17 protein-coding genes are annotated in these 15,820 nt (G+C 67.3%); 12 read left to right on the forward strand and 5 right to left on the reverse strand.

What is annotated here, in order from left to right; translation table 11 throughout:
* Positions 1-2 precede the first annotated feature (2 nt).
* Positions 3-626, reverse strand: coding sequence for a Tim44/TimA family putative adaptor protein (locus ASF14_RS00190; protein ID WP_056429903.1), 624 nt, complete (start codon positions 624-626; stop codon positions 3-5).
* Between the two features lie 488 nt (positions 627-1,114).
* Here ASF14_RS00190 and secB point away from each other — a divergent pair, with 488 nt between their 5' ends.
* Genes secB through ASF14_RS00210 form a run of 4 tightly spaced genes read left to right on the forward strand, consistent with a single transcriptional unit; the run spans position 1,115 to position 4,764 of the window.
* Positions 1,115-1,621: a protein-export chaperone SecB gene (gene secB / locus ASF14_RS00195; RefSeq protein WP_042490310.1), complete on the forward strand. Its 507-nt coding sequence runs from the start codon at positions 1,115-1,117 to the stop codon at positions 1,619-1,621.
* Positions 1,622-1,634: 13 nt separating this feature from the next.
* Positions 1,635-3,212, forward strand: a complete 1,578-nt coding sequence (murJ, locus tag ASF14_RS00200; RefSeq protein ID WP_056429906.1) for a murein biosynthesis integral membrane protein MurJ — start codon at positions 1,635-1,637, stop codon at positions 3,210-3,212.
* 8 nt (positions 3,213-3,220) lie between these two features.
* Entirely contained in the window at positions 3,221-4,228 is a 1,008-nt protein-coding gene (trpS, locus tag ASF14_RS00205) for a tryptophan--tRNA ligase (RefSeq protein ID WP_056429908.1), read from the forward strand.
* Entirely contained in the window at positions 4,228-4,764 is a 537-nt protein-coding gene (locus ASF14_RS00210) for a hypothetical protein (RefSeq protein WP_056429912.1), read from the forward strand. Before trpS ends, ASF14_RS00210 begins: the two co-directional genes overlap by 1 nt.
* 129 nt (positions 4,765-4,893) lie before the next feature.
* Here the strand turns inward: ASF14_RS00210 and dnaA are convergent, their stop codons facing one another.
* From dnaA to mutM, 3 genes are all read right to left on the reverse strand, one after another.
* Positions 4,894-6,420, reverse strand: coding sequence for a chromosomal replication initiator protein DnaA (gene dnaA, locus ASF14_RS00215; RefSeq protein WP_056429915.1), 1,527 nt, complete (start codon positions 6,418-6,420; stop codon positions 4,894-4,896).
* A gap of 477 nt (positions 6,421-6,897) precedes the next feature.
* Complete coding sequence (gene rpsT, locus ASF14_RS00220; protein ID WP_042490304.1) at positions 6,898-7,161, reverse strand: 30S ribosomal protein S20; 264 nt, start codon at positions 7,159-7,161, stop codon at positions 6,898-6,900.
* Positions 7,162-7,248: 87 nt separating this feature from the next.
* Entirely contained in the window at positions 7,249-8,064 is an 816-nt protein-coding gene (gene mutM / locus ASF14_RS00225; protein WP_056429918.1) for a bifunctional DNA-formamidopyrimidine glycosylase/DNA-(apurinic or apyrimidinic site) lyase, read from the reverse strand.
* A gap of 79 nt (positions 8,065-8,143) precedes the next feature.
* On the opposite strand from mutM, the gene ASF14_RS00230 reads away from it, so the two are divergent.
* Genes ASF14_RS00230 through ASF14_RS00265 form a run of 8 tightly spaced genes read left to right on the forward strand, consistent with a single transcriptional unit; the run spans position 8,144 to position 14,748 of the window.
* A complete protein-coding gene (locus tag ASF14_RS00230; RefSeq protein WP_056429920.1) occupies positions 8,144-8,875 on the forward strand; it encodes a class I SAM-dependent methyltransferase in 732 nt (243 codons plus the stop codon).
* Positions 8,876-8,903: 28 nt separating this feature from the next.
* Positions 8,904-10,439, forward strand: a complete 1,536-nt coding sequence (gene ubiB / locus ASF14_RS00235; protein ID WP_056429923.1) for a 2-polyprenylphenol 6-hydroxylase — start codon at positions 8,904-8,906, stop codon at positions 10,437-10,439.
* Positions 10,440-10,454: 15 nt separating this feature from the next.
* Positions 10,455-11,561, forward strand: coding sequence for a hypothetical protein (locus tag ASF14_RS00240; RefSeq protein WP_056429926.1), 1,107 nt, complete (start codon positions 10,455-10,457; stop codon positions 11,559-11,561).
* Positions 11,558-12,745 carry a bifunctional phosphopantothenoylcysteine decarboxylase/phosphopantothenate--cysteine ligase CoaBC gene (coaBC, locus tag ASF14_RS00245; protein WP_056429930.1) on the forward strand — a complete coding sequence of 396 codons (1,188 nt, stop codon included), beginning with the start codon at positions 11,558-11,560 and terminating at the stop codon, positions 12,743-12,745. Before ASF14_RS00240 ends, coaBC begins: the two co-directional genes overlap by 4 nt.
* Positions 12,742-13,191 (forward strand): dUTP diphosphatase, encoded by a 450-nt coding sequence (gene dut / locus ASF14_RS00250; protein ID WP_056429933.1) that lies wholly within the window; start codon positions 12,742-12,744, stop codon positions 13,189-13,191. The genes coaBC and dut overlap by 4 nt, the downstream gene beginning before the upstream one ends.
* The gene (locus ASF14_RS00255; protein ID WP_056429936.1) at positions 13,188-13,631 is read left to right on the forward strand and encodes a hypothetical protein; all 444 of its coding nucleotides are present in this window, start codon (positions 13,188-13,190) and stop codon (positions 13,629-13,631) included. Before dut ends, ASF14_RS00255 begins: the two co-directional genes overlap by 4 nt.
* On the forward strand, positions 13,628-14,395 hold the full coding sequence (locus tag ASF14_RS00260) for a HesA/MoeB/ThiF family protein (protein WP_056429939.1): 768 nt from the start codon (positions 13,628-13,630) through the stop codon (positions 14,393-14,395). Before ASF14_RS00255 ends, ASF14_RS00260 begins: the two co-directional genes overlap by 4 nt.
* Positions 14,392-14,748 carry a hypothetical protein gene (locus tag ASF14_RS00265; protein WP_056429941.1) on the forward strand — a complete coding sequence of 119 codons (357 nt, stop codon included), beginning with the start codon at positions 14,392-14,394 and terminating at the stop codon, positions 14,746-14,748. Before ASF14_RS00260 ends, ASF14_RS00265 begins: the two co-directional genes overlap by 4 nt.
* 201 nt (positions 14,749-14,949) lie before the next feature.
* Here ASF14_RS00265 and galU read toward each other — a convergent pair whose 3' ends face one another.
* A complete protein-coding gene (gene galU, locus ASF14_RS00270) occupies positions 14,950-15,810 on the reverse strand; it encodes a UTP--glucose-1-phosphate uridylyltransferase GalU (protein WP_056429943.1) in 861 nt (286 codons plus the stop codon).
* Between the last annotated feature and the right edge of the window lie 10 nt (positions 15,811-15,820).

Raw genomic sequence — 15,820 nt, forward strand, 5'->3', positions numbered from 1 at the left:
GATCAGGCTTCGTCGGTATCGACGAGCTTCCAGTTCGGATCGCCGCTTTTCAGCGTCCGGGCGAAGGTCCAGACGTCATGCGTCTCGACCGCGTCGCTTAGCGAACCGGCGATGACATGGCCCTCGGCATCACGCGTGACGGCCGCGATATCGGCGTCGAAGCGGACGGTGATGCGCGCCTCGCGCCCCTCGACCTGCGCATCGACGATCTTCGCGCTCTCGACCCGGATCAAGCGGTTGTCGAGCGTCTGGCCCGCCTCGCGCCGCTGCTCGATCGCCTCGGCGAAAGCGGCCAGCACGTCGCGCTCGACCAGATCGGCCAGCGCGTCCTCGTCACCCTTCCAAAAGGCTTCCAGCGTCATGCGATAGGCCGCCTGCGCGCCGTTCAGGAACTGCGCCACGTCGAAGCCCGCCTCGCCCGCGATCACCGCGCGCAGGCCCTGTTCGGCACGCGGATCGATGTTGCGGTTGGCGACGGGCGCAGAGGCCTGCGCCGCCTCGGTCGCGCGGGGCAGCGTGACGGGCAGCGGCCGGTCATCGGCGCTGCGCGCCAGCGGCTGCTGTTCATGGCCGGTGCGCTTGCCCAGCACGCTGTACAGCCGCAGTGCGAGGAAGAGCGCGACCATCGCGAGAAGAACGACGTAGAATAACAACACAGGCGCCTTTCACTATCGTGACCGATATAGGCGTACGAGCCGACAATGAAAACCCGGCCTCCCGACGAGGTGGGCAAGGTTGAAACCGTGCCGACCCGCTGCTACGCGCAACGGCTATATGGCCGAACGCGTGAACATGCCGTTTCGGTCCCTTGAGGGTCTATACTCAATCAGGACGGGGTCGTGACGGAGCCGATTTTGGTTCAGGGCAAGAAGCGAGGAGCGGAGCGATGCAATCGCATCGTGACCGACGAGCGACGTCGCCCTGGGCCAAAATCGGCCCGCCGCTTTGGCGGTCGCCCGCTGGAAGGCGCTGGTCGGCGTCGCTTGCTTGCAGGTAGCGCCGCTACCTGCCGCGCCGCGCTCCTTGCCAGCGCCTTCCAGCGGGCGATCACGATCCCCGTCCTGATTGAGTATAGACCCTACCCCCTTTGATCTCACGTAAGAAGGTAGCGACGATGGACGAACAGGGTTTGCCGCAGGGCTTTGAAGCGCCGAACGGCGACGATGCCGGCCCCGCCGCCGGTATGATCTCGCAATATGTGAAGGATCTGTCGTTCGAGAACCCGAACGCGCCCGCCATCTATCAGGCGCAGACCGCCCCCGGCATCGACGTGCAGTTTAACATCTCGGCGGCGCAGGTCGGCGAGGAAGTCCACGAACTGACCCTGAAGATCGAGGTTCGCGCCGAGTCCGAGGGCAAGACTGCCTTCATCGTCGACCTCAGCTATGCCGGTCTCTTCGGTTTCCGCAACGTGCCCGCCGACCAGATCCAGCCCTTCATGCTGGGCGAAGCGCCGCGCCTGCTCTTCCCCTTCGCCCGCCGCGTTCTGGCCGATGCGGTGCGCGACGGCGGCTTCCCGCCCCTGATGCTCGAGCCGATCGACTTTGCGCAGCTCTACCTGCAGCAGGCCGATGCCCAGGCGGGTGCGCAGCCGAACACCCCGGAAACCGGCCACGCCTGATCCGGACTGACAGATGAACCTGACCAAGGCGCTGGGCTCGGTCGGCGGGCTGACTCTGGCCAGCCGCGTGCTTGGTCTGGTTCGCGACTCGCTGTTCTTCCGCTTCGTAGGCGCGAACTTCGCCTCCGACGCGTTCCAGATCGCGTTTCGCCTGCCCAACATGTTCCGCGCCCTCTTTGCGGAGGGCGCCTTTTCCGCCGCCTTCATCCCGATGTTCAACCGCAAGGTCGCAGAAGGGGATAAGGCGGCGGAGGGCACGGGCCTGGCGCACGGCCTGGCTTTTGCCGAAAATGCGCTCTCGGTCCTGCTGCCGGTGCTGATCGTCATGACCGCGATCGTCGAGCTGGCCGCATGGCCCGTCACCTGGGTCCAGACCTTCGGTTACGGCAAGGGCACGGCTGCGCAGTTCGACTATATCGTCCTGCTCAATCGGCTGACCTTTCCCTATCTGCTGTTCATCAGCCTGGTGTCGCTGCTGGGCGGCATCCTCAATTCGCTGCACCGCTTCTGGGTGAATGCCGCTGCGCCGATCCTGCTCAACCTGACGCTGATCGTCGCCCTGCTGTTCTTCCACACGCATGACCCGATGGCGACCGCCCGCAATCAGGCGATCGCGGTCACGGTCGCGGGGATATTGCAGTTCGTCTGGCTCTGGTGGGCGTGCCGCCGCGCGGGCGTCCGGCTCCGGCTGAAGCGGCCAGTGATCAATGACGACGTGAAGCGCCTGATGAAGCTGATCCTGCCTGCCGCCGCCGGGGCGGGCGCGGTGCAGATCAACCTCGTCATCTCGACCGCGCTGGCCGCCCGCTTCCTGCCCGAAGGGTCGGTGTCCTATATCTATGCCGCCGACCGGCTGAACCAGTTGCCGCTGGGGCTGATCGGCATCGGCCTCGGCACCGTCCTCTTGCCCACCGTCTCGCGTCTGCTGGGTGCGGGCAAGGAGGTCGAGGCGATGGAGACGCAGAACCGGGGCATGGAGCTGGCGCTGCTGCTCACCCTGCCCGCCACGGTCGCGCTGATCGTCTGTGGCCAGCCGATCGTCGCCGCGCTGTTCGAGCATGGCAAGTTCACCGCCACCAACAGCTATTACACCGCGCAGGCACTCGCCGCCTTCTCGATCGGCCTGCCTAGCTATATCCTCGTGAAGGTGCTGACGCCCGGCTATTATGCGCGCGCCGATACCCGGACGCCGGTGCGCTATGCGACCTGGTCGATGCTGGTCAATCTGGGGCTCAACCTGATCTTCATCTGGTGGCTGGGCCATATGGGGCCGCCGCTGGCCACCGCCATCGCCTCCACGGTCAATGTCGTGCTGCTCTATCGCACGCTGGCGCGGCGCGGGCATTTCGTGGCGGACGCGCAGTTGCGACGGCGCAGCTGGCGGATGCTGGTCGCCGCGCTCCTGATGGGCGGGGCGATGGCGCTGCTCAATGCGCGGTTCCAGCCCTATGTCACCGGCACCAACGTCGAGCGGTGGGGCGCGCTCATCATACTGGTCGCGACGGGGATGCTGGTCTATGCGGTCGCCACCTTCGCGACGGGCGCCTTCCGTCTCGGGGATATCAAGCGGCTCGTTCGCCGCAACAGTTGAGGACCATCATGCGCGTCGTTTCCGGCATCAAGCCCACGGGCAACCTACATCTCGGCAATTATCTGGGCGCCGTGAAGCAGTGGGTGGCGATGCAGGACGACATCCAGGCCCAGGGCGGCGAAACGATGTACTTCATCGCCGACCTGCACGGCCTGACCGAATGGATCGCGCCCGAGGCGATGGCGGCCAACACCATCGAGATGACCGCGACGCTGATCGCGGCCGGAATCGATCCCGAACGCTCGATCCTGTTCAACCAGACGCGCGTTCCCCAGCATAGCGAGCTTGGCTGGCTGCTGAACAATGTCGCACGCGTCGGCTGGCTGAACCGTATGACCCAGTTCAAGGACAAGGCGGGCAAGAACCGCGAGGGCGCCAGCGTCGGGCTGTACGACTATCCCGTGCTGATGGCGGCCGACGTGCTGCTCTACAACGCCACGCATGTGCCGGTGGGCGAGGACCAGAAGCAGCATCTGGAGCTGGCCCGCGACATCGCGACCAAGTTCAACAACGACTATGGCCGGGAGCTCTTCACCCTGCCCGAGCCGTTCATCAGCAAGGCGGCGCCGCGCATCATGTCGCTTCGCGACGGTACGTCGAAGATGTCCAAGTCGAACCCGTCAGAAATGTCGCTGGTCAAGCTGATCGACACCGATGACCAGATTGCCGAGAAGTTCCGCAAGGCCAAGACCGATGCTGACGTCCTGCCCGACACGATGGAGGGGCTGGACGGCCGCGCCGAGGCGCGCAACCTGATCACCATCTATGCCGCGATGGCCGACCGCGAACCGGCGGACGTGCTGGCGCAGTTCGCGGGCCAGGGCTTCGGCGCGTTCAAGCCCGAGCTGGCCGATCTGGCGGTCGCCACGCTGGGTCCGATTCGCGAACGACTGACCCGGTTGCTGGACGATCGCGGCGAAGTCGGCCGTATTCTGGAACGCGGCGCGGAAAAGGCGCGCGATCTGGCCGCGCCGCTGCTGCTCGACGTGCAGCGGACCATGGGGTTGCAGATCTGATGACCACCCGCCCCGTCACCAAGGTCCCCACCCGGATCATGGTGATGGGGCCACCGGGCAGCGGCAAGTCGACGCTGGCCCGGATGCTGGGCGAGCAGTTGGATTTGCCCGTCTGGCACGCCGATGCTCTGTTCCATGGCCCCGGCTGGGTCGCTCGCCCGCGCGAAGACTTCATCGCCGACATGGCCGCCCTCGCTACCCGGCCCGCCTGGGTGATCGACGGCAATTATTCCAGCGCGCATTACGGCCCCGCAATCACCGACCGGCTCGCCCGTGCCGAACGGATCATCCTTCTCGACCTACCCCGCCGCATCACGATCCCACGCGTCCTGCGGCGCGTGGCCCGCTACCATGGGCAGCAGCGCCCCGACAGTGCACCGGGATGCCCGGAGCGGCTGGACCGAGAATTCCTGCTTTATTGCTGGCACTGGCAACGGGCGGTGCGGCCGGGGATATTGCGGGTGCTGGCGGAGGTGGAGGATCGGGTGATCCGCTATCATGGGACACCGCCGCTCCTGCGCATGCTGGCGGATTAGGGGCGGGCAGATTCCCTTGGCCTTCGACTACGCCCAGGCTGAACGGCGTGAGGGAATGGGGTTCTATCCAAAACCCCGTTCAGGCTGAGCGAAGTCGAAGCCCACGCCCCGCCCCCGCCAGGAAGGCCCTCAGCCCTCCAGTTCCTTCATCAGCACGCGGACCGCATTGTCGATATCGCGGTCGGTATCGCGCAGTTCCTCGATCTTGCGCACCGCATAGATCACCGTCGAGTGATCGCGCCCGCCGAACTTGCGGCCGATTTCTGGCAGCGAGCGGGTGGTCAGGCGCTTGGCGAGGTACATGGCGATCTGGCGCGGGCGGGCAATCGCGCGCGCCCGGCGGGCCGAAACGAGGTCGAGCGGCTTCAGCTCGAAATGACGGCTGACCAGCTTCTGGATTTCGTCGATGGTGATTCGACGTTGCGCGCCCCGCAGCACCTCGCCCAGCGTGGCGACGGCGAATTCCATGTCGATCTTGTCGCCGGTCAGCTGCGCATAGGCGACCACGCGATTCAGCGCGCCTTCCAGCTCGCGGATATTGCCGCGAATCCGTGACGCGAGCAGATCGAGTACATCAATCGGCACCTGAATCTCGGGAAGATCGGCGACCTTGCGATTCAGGATCGTGCGGCGCAGCGTCAGGTCGGGCGCCTTGATGTCGGCGACCAGGCCGGCACCCAGACGACCGATGATGCGCGGCTCCACGCCGTCCAGCGACTGGGGCGAGCGGTCGGCCGAGATGACCAGCCGCTTGCCCGCGCCGACCAGTTCGTTGACCGTGTGGAAGAATTCTTCCTGGGTCGAATCCTTGCCCGCGATGAACTGAAGATCGTCGATCAGCAGCAGATCGGCGGAGCGCAGCCGCGACTTGAAGCTGTGCGTGTCGCGCGCGCGCATCGCGGCGACGAAATCGAACATGAACCGCTCGGCCGACATGCACAGCACGACCGCTTCGGGATGCGATTCGAGAAAGGCATGGGCGATGGCGTGCATCAGGTGGGTCTTGCCCTGCCCCGTGCCGCCATGGAGGAACAACGGGCTGAAACGCGGCGGGCCCGGCTCGGCCAGGGACAGCGCGGCGTTGAAGGCGACCCGGTTCGACGAATCGACCACGAACCGATCGAAGGTCAGGCGCGGGTCGAGCGGCGGCCGGTCGGCGGGAACGCGCAGTGCGGGCGCCGGAGCGGCCACCACCGGGGCCGGAGCCGCCGCCTTGGCGCGCGTCTGACGCGGCGCAGGGGCCGGAGTCAGTGCAGGCCCGCCGAACAGCGAGGGCTGCTCGTCCGCCTCGACCGGCTGCATCGGAGCCGCAGCCACGGCACGCGGAGCGGGCGTGGCATCGAAGGTCTCGACGCTGGTCAGGCGCGCGACCTTGCTGGGCGCACGGGTCTCGATGACGACCGAGCGGACCTCGGGCAGCACGGCCTTGAATTCCAGGTGCAGGCGGTCGGCATAATGGCTGCGCACCCAGTTGGTCGCAAAGGCCGAGGGGAGCGCCAGACGGACCGTATCGGGCTCGTCACCCTCGATCAGCTCCATCGGCTTCAGCCACTGGTCGAACAGCCGGGCTCCTGCCGATTCGCGCAGGTTCGCGCGGACGCGCGCCCAGGCACGGGCCTGGTCCGTCGTCGGTCGCGTTGCCTGCCAATTCGTCACCCGCGCACTCCACTTCTGCCGACCCCCATGATGGGCGGTCGAGCCCCTATTCCACTTGGCGACACGTAGCCCATCGGCGAATCAAACGGATTCGACCCGGTCTGTCACTTCGCGATGTCCATGACGCGGGGCACGAAGCACCGCCGCTGGGAAACCGATTATGAGCGATGACGGGGTCTGATCAAGACCATGTCCGGCCATAAATCTGAAATAAACCGGATTGACAGCCAAAAGCCCGCAGAAACCCGTCCAACTATCTCACAAGTGATTGAAATCGTTGGATATTAACCAAGGCGCGCGCCATCGTTCCGAAAGTCGAATCTCTCGAATCGCGGGCAAAGCTGGCGTTGCGCGAAACGCGGGATTGTTCCCACGGATCACGTTCCGCGAAGCGTTAATGAATGGATGGCGAGCGCACGAAAAAACCCGCCGGGGGACCGCCCCCGGCGGGTTTCATTCGTCGCGAAACCGAGAGGCTTAGGCCAGTGCGGCGATACGCTTGGTCAGGCGCGAGAACTTGCGCGAGACGGTGTTCTTGTGCAGCACGCCCTTGGCGACGCCACGGGCCATTTCCGGCTGCGCCGCGGCCAGAGCGACCGTCGCGGTTTCCTTGTCACCGGCGGCCAGGGCGGCTTCGACCTTCTTCACGAAGGTACGGATGCGGCTGACGCGGTTGCCGTTGATGACGGCGCGACGCTCGTTGCGACGGATACGCTTTTTGGCCTGCGGCGTGTTCGCCATGAAAACCTCTAAATCTCGATCAAAAGGGATAGCGGCGCGACGCACCAGCTTTGAAGCCGCCGCCCTTACCGGCTGACGGCCTTGGCGTCAACCACGCTGGCAGGTCGCACACCAGAAAGTCGAGCGCCCCGAATCGGTTCGCCGCCGGACCATGGTGCCGCATTCGCACGGCTCGCCCTCGCGACCATAGACGCGCCACTCCTTGGAGAAATAGCCCAGTTCGCCGTCCGGCCGCACATAATCGCGAAGCGACGAACCGCCCGCCAGGATCGCGGCCTCCAGTACGGCGCGGATCGACTCGACCAGCCGCGCGAGTCGCGCTTTCGATATCTGCCCTCCCGCCCGGCCCGGCGTGATTCTCGCCATGTGCAGCGCCTCGCACACATAGATATTGCCAAGGCCCGCCACGATCCGCTGATCGAGCAGCATCGCCTTGATCGGCGCAGCCCGCCCTTCCAGCGCCTCGGCCAGATAGGCGGCGGTGAAGTCCGGTCCCAGCGGCTCCGGCCCCATGGCGAGGAACGGCGGGTAGCTTGCCAGGTCGGCGGTCGGCCACAGATCGACGAAACCGAATCGCCGGGGATCGTTCAGCGCCAGCCGCCGCCCCGCCGCCGTCTCCAAGAGCAGATGGTCATGCGTCTGCGGCTCGCCGGGATCGATCCGCCAGCGCCCCGACATGCCGAGGTGGAAGACCATGGTATCGCCGCGATCGGTATCTATCAGGCCGTATTTCGCACGACGACCCAGCGATATGACGGTCGCCCCCGTCATCTGCTGACGCAGGTCGGCCGGAAAGGGATGGCGCAGGTCGGGGCGGCGCGGCTCGACCAAAGTCAGCCGCGCGTCCGCCAGCACCGGGGTCAGGCCGCGGACCGTGGTTTCGACCTCGGGAAGTTCGGGCATCGTTTCTCTGTCTGGGTTTCCTTAGGCAAACAGCTAGGTAGCGTTTGCCCCGCCAGCAAGGCCGGGCTAGGGCATCCCCATGAGCGATACCGTCTCCTTCGGCTATGAAGATGTGCCCCGCGACGAAAAGGTCGCCCGTGTCGGCAGCGTGTTTACGAATGTCGCCGCCAAATATGACCTGATGAACGACGCCATGTCGGGCGGCATGCACCGCCTGTGGAAGGACCGCTTCGTGCGCCGGGTGAAGCCGCGCGCCAGCGACCAGATCCTCGACATGGCGGGCGGCACCGGCGACATCGCGTTCCGCCTGGCCGATTCGGGCGCCAGCATCACGGTGGCCGACATCAATCCGGCGATGCTGGAGGTCGGCATGAAGCGCGCGGCCGAGCGCGGGCTGGACGGGCTGGTCTGGACCGAGGCCAATGCCGAGCAGCTGACCTTCCCCGACAAGTTCTTCGACGCCTATACGATCGCGTTCGGCATTCGGAACGTCACCGACATCCCGGCCGCGCTGAAGGAAGCGCACCGCGTCCTGCGGCGCGGCGGGCGGTTCTTCTGCCTGGAATTCTCGACCACCGTCTGGCCGGGCTTCTCGGAAGTGTATGACGCCTATTCGCACAAGCTGGTGCCCAAGCTGGGCCAGATGCTGGCGGGCGATGCGGACAGCTATCGCTATCTGATCGAGTCGATCCGTCGTTTCCCCGACATGCCGACCTTTGAAGGCATGATCCGCGAAGCCGGTTTCGTCGAGACCAAGGTCGAACCGATCATGGGCGGCCTGGTCGCGATCCATTCGGGCTGGAAGATTTGATGCCGGCAGGCATGGGCGGAAACGCCCTGTGACCCAGCCGGTGGTGCATCTCTGGCGTCTGCTCAAATGGGGGCGGACGCTGGCACGGCATGGCGCGTTGAAGGGCATCGAGCGCGATCCCAACACGCCCGCGCCCGTGCGGCGGCTGGCGCGTGTGGCCCGCTTCGGCGCGCGCGTACCCGCCAAGCCTGCCTATGCCGATGCGTTCCAGGCGATCGGCCCGGCGGCGATCAAGCTGGGCCAGACGCTGGCGACTCGGCCCGATCTGGTCGGCGACGATGCCGCGCACGACCTGTTGCGGCTTCAGGACCAGCTGCCCCCCGTCCCCTTCGCGACGATCTGCGCCGCGATGGAGGCGAGCATGGGTCGCCCGCCCTCGCACTTCTTCTCCTCGATCGAGGAGGTGCCGGTGGGGGCCGCCTCGATCGCGCAGGTGCACCGTGCGGTGACGACCGATGGCCGCACGGTCGCGGTCAAGGTGCTGCGCCCCGGCGTCGAGGAAGACTTCGCCCGCGCCATCGACACCTATCAATGGGCCGCCGCGCAGGTCGAGGGGATGAGCGGCGAGGCCGCGCGCCTGCGCCCGCGCCTGACCGTCGAGAATTTCCGCCGCTGGACGCTGCGCGAGCTGAACTTCCGGCGCGAGGCGGCCTCGGCCTCCGAACTGGCCGAGGCGATGACCGCCGAGCCGGACTTCATGGTGCCGCAGATCGACTGGGCACGGTCCACCGCAAAGGTGCTGACGGTCGAGTGGATCGACGGGATCAAGCTGTCCAACCGGCAGGCGCTGGTCGAGGCGGGCTACGACCTGCCGCATCTGGCGCAGACCCTGGTACGCGCGTTCCTGCGCCAGGCGATCGCGGAGGGTTTCTTCCACGCCGACATGCACCAGGGCAATCTCTTCGCCCTGCCCGGCAACAAGATCGCCGCGATCGACTTCGGCATCATGGGCCGGATCGACCGGCGCGCGCGGGTGTGGCTGGCCGAGATCCTCTATGGCCTGATCACCGGCAATTATAAGCGCGTCGCGGAAATCCATTTCGAGGCGGGCTATGTCCCCGCCCACCATAATGTCGCCGAGTTCGCCACCGCCCTGCGTGCGGTCGGCGAGCCGATGCGGGGCCTGCCGGTCAAGGACATGTCGATCGGCATGATGCTGGACGGCCTGTTCTCGATCACCCGCGATTTCGACATGGTGACGCAGCCGCATTTGCTGCTGCTGCAAAAGACCATGGTGATGGTCGAGGGCGTGGCGACCAGCCTCGATCCCGACATCAACCTGTGGGACTCGGCCGCGCCCTTCGTGCGCGAATGGATTCGCACCGAGCTGGGGCCAGAGGCCAAGATCGCCGACCGGCTGATCGAGGATGTGCAGACGCTCGCCCGCCTGCCCGAACTGGTCCGCCGGATCGAAGCGCGTTACCCCGCGCCGGGTGGCGAGCCGCCCGCGCCGCCGCTCAAGCAGATCGAGGTCGTGCGGATCGGCGGCGGCTGGCGTTATGCGCTGATCTCGATGCTGTCGGCCGCTGCCGGGGTCGCGGCCACCATCGCCGTGCTTCGATAGGATGCTGGGATAGGCATGCCGGGCAGCGCGCCCCCCGTCCCCCTGCGTCGCATCTCGCGGCCGCTCTGGCTGAGCCAGCCGGGGCGGTTGTCGGGTATGACGTCACCGGTCGCGATCGGGATGCTAGCGCTGCTGTTCGTGCTGATCGCGGGGCTGCTTTGGACCGGCGGCGATGCCGATCCGGTGGCCGACCGCCTGACGCCAGTGTCGGCGGCGATCCTCGACCATGTGCGGCACGGGCAGGATTTCTACGCGGCCGCGATCGACGCCCTGCGCGAGAATGGGCGGCCATTGCGCCCCGTGCTGCTGGCGGTGCCGCTACCCGCGCTACCCGTGACGCTGGCGCTGATGCCGCCGTTGGTCGGTCAGTTGCTGCTCATCCTGCTGGGCCTGGCCGTCGTCGCGGGCTGGGCACGGCGCTGCTGGCCGCTGTTCGAGGAGCGCGGCCCCCGCGCATTGGCGATCATCCTGCTCGTCGCCGGGCTTTATCCCGCGCTCGACCGGACAATGGTGTCGGTGCCCGAGGTCTGGGCCGCGCTGCTCATCGCGCTGTCGCTGGTCCAGCGGCGGCCCGACGCCATGCCGACCGCTGTCGCGCTGGGGCTAGCGGCGATGATCCTCAGCCCCGTCGCCTTGCTTCACGCGTTGCTGATGGGTTTTCTCGCCTGGCGCGCAGGGGCCGAGCGTGAGGCGACGGGGTGGATCGGAGCGACCGCCGTTGCGATGATCCTCTATGCCGCCCATGCCCATAGGCTGAATGCGATGGTCGGCCCGATCGACCCCGCCATCGCCTCGCCCATCGCGTTCCAGTCGCCAGGTGCATGGCTGGCGGCAATCGCCTCGGCGAGCGGAGTCGGGGTGCTGCCCATGGCGATCGCGCTGCCGCTGACGGTGCTCGCCGCGCTGGGCTGGGCGCATTGGCGGCAGCCGGTGGCCCGGCGGGCGGGGATCACGCTTGCCGCCTACACGCTGTTCGGCCTTCTGACCGGTGCGCCCGCCTTTGCGCTAGTGATCGCGCCGCTTATCTTCCTCGGCGTCGTCTTCGCCCCCGATGCGGTCCGCGAGCTGATCGCCGCCGCGCGCGACCGGCGACGCATTACCGTGACGCGAGTCGTGCGATGAGCCATATCCTGTTGATCGTCGGGGGCGGGATCGCCGCCTACAAAAGTTGCGAGCTGATCCGCCTGCTGCGCAAGGCCGGGCACAGCGTGCGCTGCGTCCTGACCGAGGGGGGCAGCCATTTCGTCACGCCGATGACCCTGGCCGCGCTGTCGGAGAACCAGGTATTCACCACGCTTTGGGACCTGAAGGACGAGGCGGAGATGGGCCATATCCAGCTCAGCCGCGAGGCCGATCTGGCCGTCGTGGCGCCGGGCACCGCCGACCTGATGGCGCGCATGGCGAACGGCCATGCCGATGATCTGGCGACGACGCTGCTGCTCGCCACCGATACGCCGGTGCTGGTCGCCCCCGCCATGAATGTCCGCATGTGGCTGCACCCCGCGACCCAGCGCAATGTGGCGCAGCTGCGTGCCGATGGGGTCGAGGTGATGGCACCCGATGAAGGCGCGATGGCATGTGGCGAGTTCGGCCCCGGCCGCCTGCCCGAGCCGCCTGCGATCCTCGCCGCGATCGAGGCGAAGCTGACGCCCGCCCATCGCCCGCTGGCGGGGCGGCATGTGCTGGTGACGGCGGGCCCGACTCACGAACCGATCGATCCGGTCCGCTACATCGCCAATCGCTCCTCGGGGCGACAGGGTTTTGCGGTGGCGGGCGCGCTGGCAGCCTTGGGCGCGCGGGTGACGCTGGTCGCCGGGCCGGTGACGTTGCCCACCCCGCCGGGCGTCGACCGGGTCAATGTCGAAACCGCACGCGACATGGCGCAGGCCGTCGCCCAGGCGCTCCCCGCCGATGCCGCCGTCATGGTCGCCGCCGTCGCCGACTGGCGGGTCGAGGCGGCAGGGCAAAAGGTGAAGAAGGACGGCGCCGCCGCCCCTGCACTGACGCTGGTCGAGAATCCCGATATCCTCGCCACCGTCGCCGCCGCGCCCGACCGCCCAACGCTGGTGGTCGGCTTCGCGGCCGAGACCGAGCATGTCATCGACCATGCCGTCGCCAAGCGCCTGCGCAAGCGCGCCGACTGGATCGTCGCCAACGACGTATCGGGCGACGTGTTCGGCGGCGACGCGAACCGCGTCCACCTCGTCACCGCCGATGGCGTCGAGAGTTGGGAACGGATGGGCAAGGACGCGGTGGCCAGGGGGCTCGCGCAACGTATCGCGGATGCGCTACAAGCACGGTCATGACGACCGCACCAATCTCCATTGCCATCAAATATTTGCCCCATGGCGAGGGTCTTCCCCTGCCCGCCTATGCCACCCCCGGCGCGGCGGGCATGGACGTGGTCGCCGCCGAGACGCTGACGCTGGAGCCCGGCAAACGCGCCGCTATCGCCACCGGCTTCGCCATCGCGATCCCGCCGGGCTACGAGGTGCAGGTGCGCCCGCGCTCCGGTCTGGCGCTGAAGCACGGCATCACCTGCCTCAACACGCCCGGCACGATCGACGAGGATTATCGCGGCGAGGTGAAGGTGATCCTCGCCAATCTGGGCGACCAGCCGTTCGAGGTGGTGCGCGGCGAGCGCATCGCCCAGCTCGTCCCCGCCCCCGTCCAGCGCGCAACCCTGGCCCGGGTCGACGAACTCGACTCGACCGAGCGGGGAGATGGCGGCTTCGGATCGACCGGGCGGTGATCGTGGCGCTGATCCTCGCCGCCGCGACGACTCAGGCGATCGCGCCCGCGTCGCCGGTGACGCCCATACCCCGGCTGGCCGCCCCCGGCCCGGCCGAGCCGCCGCATGACTGGTCGACGCTCGGCGTGCTCACCCTGCCGCCTGCCGGACCGGATATGGTCCGTTTCGTCCGTGACGAAGTGGCGGCAGGGCGTTGCACCCGCGCCCGGCAGGACGACGCGCAGATGGTGCTGGTCGTGCCGCTTGCCATCCGGATCAGCGCTGACGGCAACGCCGACAGCGTGGTGCCGCTCGCTATCGGCTGTCCCACGGTCGAACAGTTCAGCGCGGGCGCGGCACAGCGAATGGTGCGCCACCTGGCGCACCGCACCATGATCCCGGGCGATCGCTGGTATCGGACGGTCATCACCTATACTTGGCCGGGTACGGGGCCGGGATGATCCTGAGCGACGACGAACTCGCCCGTTATGCCCGCCACATAGTCCTCCGCGAGTTCGGCGGCGGCGGGCAGCTGAAATTGAAAGAGGCCAAGGTCGCGGTGATCGGCGCGGGCGGCATCGGCTCCCCCGCCATCCAGTATCTGGCCGCAGCGGGCATCGGATCGCTGGTGCTGATCGACGACGATGTGGTCGAGCCGTCCAACCTGCAACGCCAGACCATCTTCACCACCCAGGATCGCGGCACGCCCAAGGTCGAAGCCGCCGCCGCCCATGTCGCGCGGCTGAACCCGCATGTCGCCGTGGCCGTGCACCGCACGCGGGTGACGCCGGACAATGCCGCCGCCCTGATCGAGGGGGCTGACGTGGTGCTGGACGGCTGCGACAATTTCGCGACCCGGCTGGCGGTGGCCGATGCCGCGCTGGCCCTGCGCATCCCGCTCGTCTCGGCGGCGGTCGGGCAGTTCGAGGGGCAGCTGGCGGTCTATCGCGGCTGGGAAGCGGACAAGCCCTGTTATCGCTGCTTCGTCGGCGAGGCGGCCGACCAGGCCGGGCTGACCTGCGCCGATGACGGCGTGCTGGGGCCGGTGACGGGGGTGATGGGCAGCCTTGCGGCGCTGGAGGCTCTACGCGCCGCCGCACCGTTCGGGCGGGACAGTGCGGGAAGCATCCTGATCGCCGACATGCTGACCATGCGCTTCCGGACGCTCGCCTTGCCCAAGGACCCCGGCTGTCGTTGCGCTCACATGGTCGCGGTGGCGGCATGAGCGCGCGGCCGACGCCGCCGTCGGGCTGGCTCGACTGGACGGGTGACAAAGGCTGGATCGGGCAGGTCACCGGCCTGCCCGACAGTACGCTCCACGCCTATGCAGGGATGGCGATCCTCACTCTTTCGGCCTTGGTCCTACGGCGCAAGCCCTGGGACTGGCGCTGCTGGCTGACCGTGTTGGTGATCGAGACGGTCAACGAAGCCTATGACCTGCTTCAGCCCTTCTACGCCACGGATGAAGGCAATCTGCCCGCCAGCTGGTTCGACATCTGGAACACGATGCTATGCCCGACGGTGATCCTGCTGACCTTCGGCTGGCTCGCGCGGCGGGGTGACGGGCGGGAGCGTTAATGCTCATTCCTCCCCTTGCAGGGGAGGTGGCAGGCCGAAGGCCTGACGGAGGGGTGTCCCGCTCGGCAAGAGCGGGTCTCACTCGCAACCGGCTACACCCCTCCACCAGCTTCGCTGGTCCCCCTCCGCTTGCAGGGGAGGAATGAAAAAGGGGCGGTGGCCTTTCGGCCCCGCCCCCTTCGTCAACTCGAAAAACTGAAATCAGCCGAGCAGCTTCGTCGCGAACTCGCGCACCGCCGGACCGATGTCCTCGCGCGCCAGCCCCAGCGCCAGGTTGGCCGTCAGCCAGCCCGCCTTGTCGCCGCAGTCGTAACGCTGCCCGTCGAAGGTGAAGCCATGGAAGGGCTGGTTGCCGATCAGCTTGGCCATCGCGTCGGTCAGCTGGATTTCGCCGCCCGCGCCCGGCTCCTGCGCGTCGAGGATCTCCATGACCTCGGGCTGCAGGATGTAGCGGCCGGGGATCATCAGGTTCGACGGCGCCTTGCCCTTGGGCTTCTCGACCAGCGCGGTCACTTCGGTCAGACGACCGTCCTGCTTGCCCGGCGAGATGATGCCGTACTTGTCCGTTTCGCTGTCGGGCACTTCCAGTGCGCCGATGACGTTGCCGCCGACCTGGTCATAGGCCTCGACCATCTGCTTCATGAAGCCGCCGACCATCAGTTCGTCGGGCAGCAGCACCGCGAAGGGCTCGTCGCCGACGATCTCACGCGCGCACCACACCGCATGGCCCAGGCCCAGCGGTTCCTGCTGGCGGACATAGACGGGGCTGCCCGGCTTCTGGCGGATGCCCTCGATCACGGCGAGGCTTTTGCCGCGCGCCTTCATCGTGGCTTCGAGTTCGTAGGAGATATCGAAATGATCCTCCAGAGCACCCTTGCCGCGGCCGGTGACGAAGATGATCTGCTCGATCCCCGCTTCCAGCGCTTCCTCGACGGCATACTGGATCAACGGCTTGTCGACGACGGTCAGCATTTCCTTCGGCATCGACTTGGTCGCGGGCAGAAAGCGCGTCCCCAGACCGGCCACCGGAAAAACAGCCTTGCGAACCTTCTTGATCGTCATGAAACACTCC

This window comes from Sphingomonas sp. Leaf257 (assembly GCF_001422185.1).
GTDB classification, from domain to species: Bacteria; Pseudomonadota; Alphaproteobacteria; order Sphingomonadales; family Sphingomonadaceae; genus Sphingomonas; species Sphingomonas yabuuchiae.

Excerpts from the sequence above, each read along its gene's own strand:
- rpsT (WP_042490304.1), bottom strand. The coding sequence starts at position 7,161 with ATGGCGAACACGCCGCAGGCCAAAAAGCGTATCCGTCGCAACGAGCGT.
- ASF14_RS00240 (WP_056429926.1), top strand. The coding sequence starts at position 10,455 with ATGCCGGGCAGCGCGCCCCCCGTCCCCCTGCGTCGCATCTCGCGGCCG.
- secB (WP_042490310.1), top strand. The coding sequence starts at position 1,115 with ATGGACGAACAGGGTTTGCCGCAGGGCTTTGAAGCGCCGAACGGCGAC.
- ASF14_RS00230 (WP_056429920.1), top strand. The coding sequence starts at position 8,144 with ATGAGCGATACCGTCTCCTTCGGCTATGAAGATGTGCCCCGCGACGAA.
- ASF14_RS00265 (WP_056429941.1), top strand. The coding sequence starts at position 14,392 with ATGAGCGCGCGGCCGACGCCGCCGTCGGGCTGGCTCGACTGGACGGGT.
- coaBC (WP_056429930.1), top strand. The coding sequence starts at position 11,558 with ATGAGCCATATCCTGTTGATCGTCGGGGGCGGGATCGCCGCCTACAAA.
- trpS (WP_056429908.1), top strand. The coding sequence starts at position 3,221 with ATGCGCGTCGTTTCCGGCATCAAGCCCACGGGCAACCTACATCTCGGC.
- ASF14_RS00190 (WP_056429903.1), bottom strand. The coding sequence starts at position 626 with ATGGTCGCGCTCTTCCTCGCACTGCGGCTGTACAGCGTGCTGGGCAAG.
- galU (WP_056429943.1), bottom strand. The coding sequence starts at position 15,810 with ATGACGATCAAGAAGGTTCGCAAGGCTGTTTTTCCGGTGGCCGGTCTG.
- murJ (WP_056429906.1), top strand. The coding sequence starts at position 1,635 with ATGAACCTGACCAAGGCGCTGGGCTCGGTCGGCGGGCTGACTCTGGCC.
- ASF14_RS00210 (WP_056429912.1), top strand. The coding sequence starts at position 4,228 with ATGACCACCCGCCCCGTCACCAAGGTCCCCACCCGGATCATGGTGATG.
- mutM (WP_056429918.1), bottom strand. The coding sequence starts at position 8,064 with ATGCCCGAACTTCCCGAGGTCGAAACCACGGTCCGCGGCCTGACCCCG.
- dut (WP_056429933.1), top strand. The coding sequence starts at position 12,742 with ATGACGACCGCACCAATCTCCATTGCCATCAAATATTTGCCCCATGGC.
- ASF14_RS00260 (WP_056429939.1), top strand. The coding sequence starts at position 13,628 with ATGATCCTGAGCGACGACGAACTCGCCCGTTATGCCCGCCACATAGTC.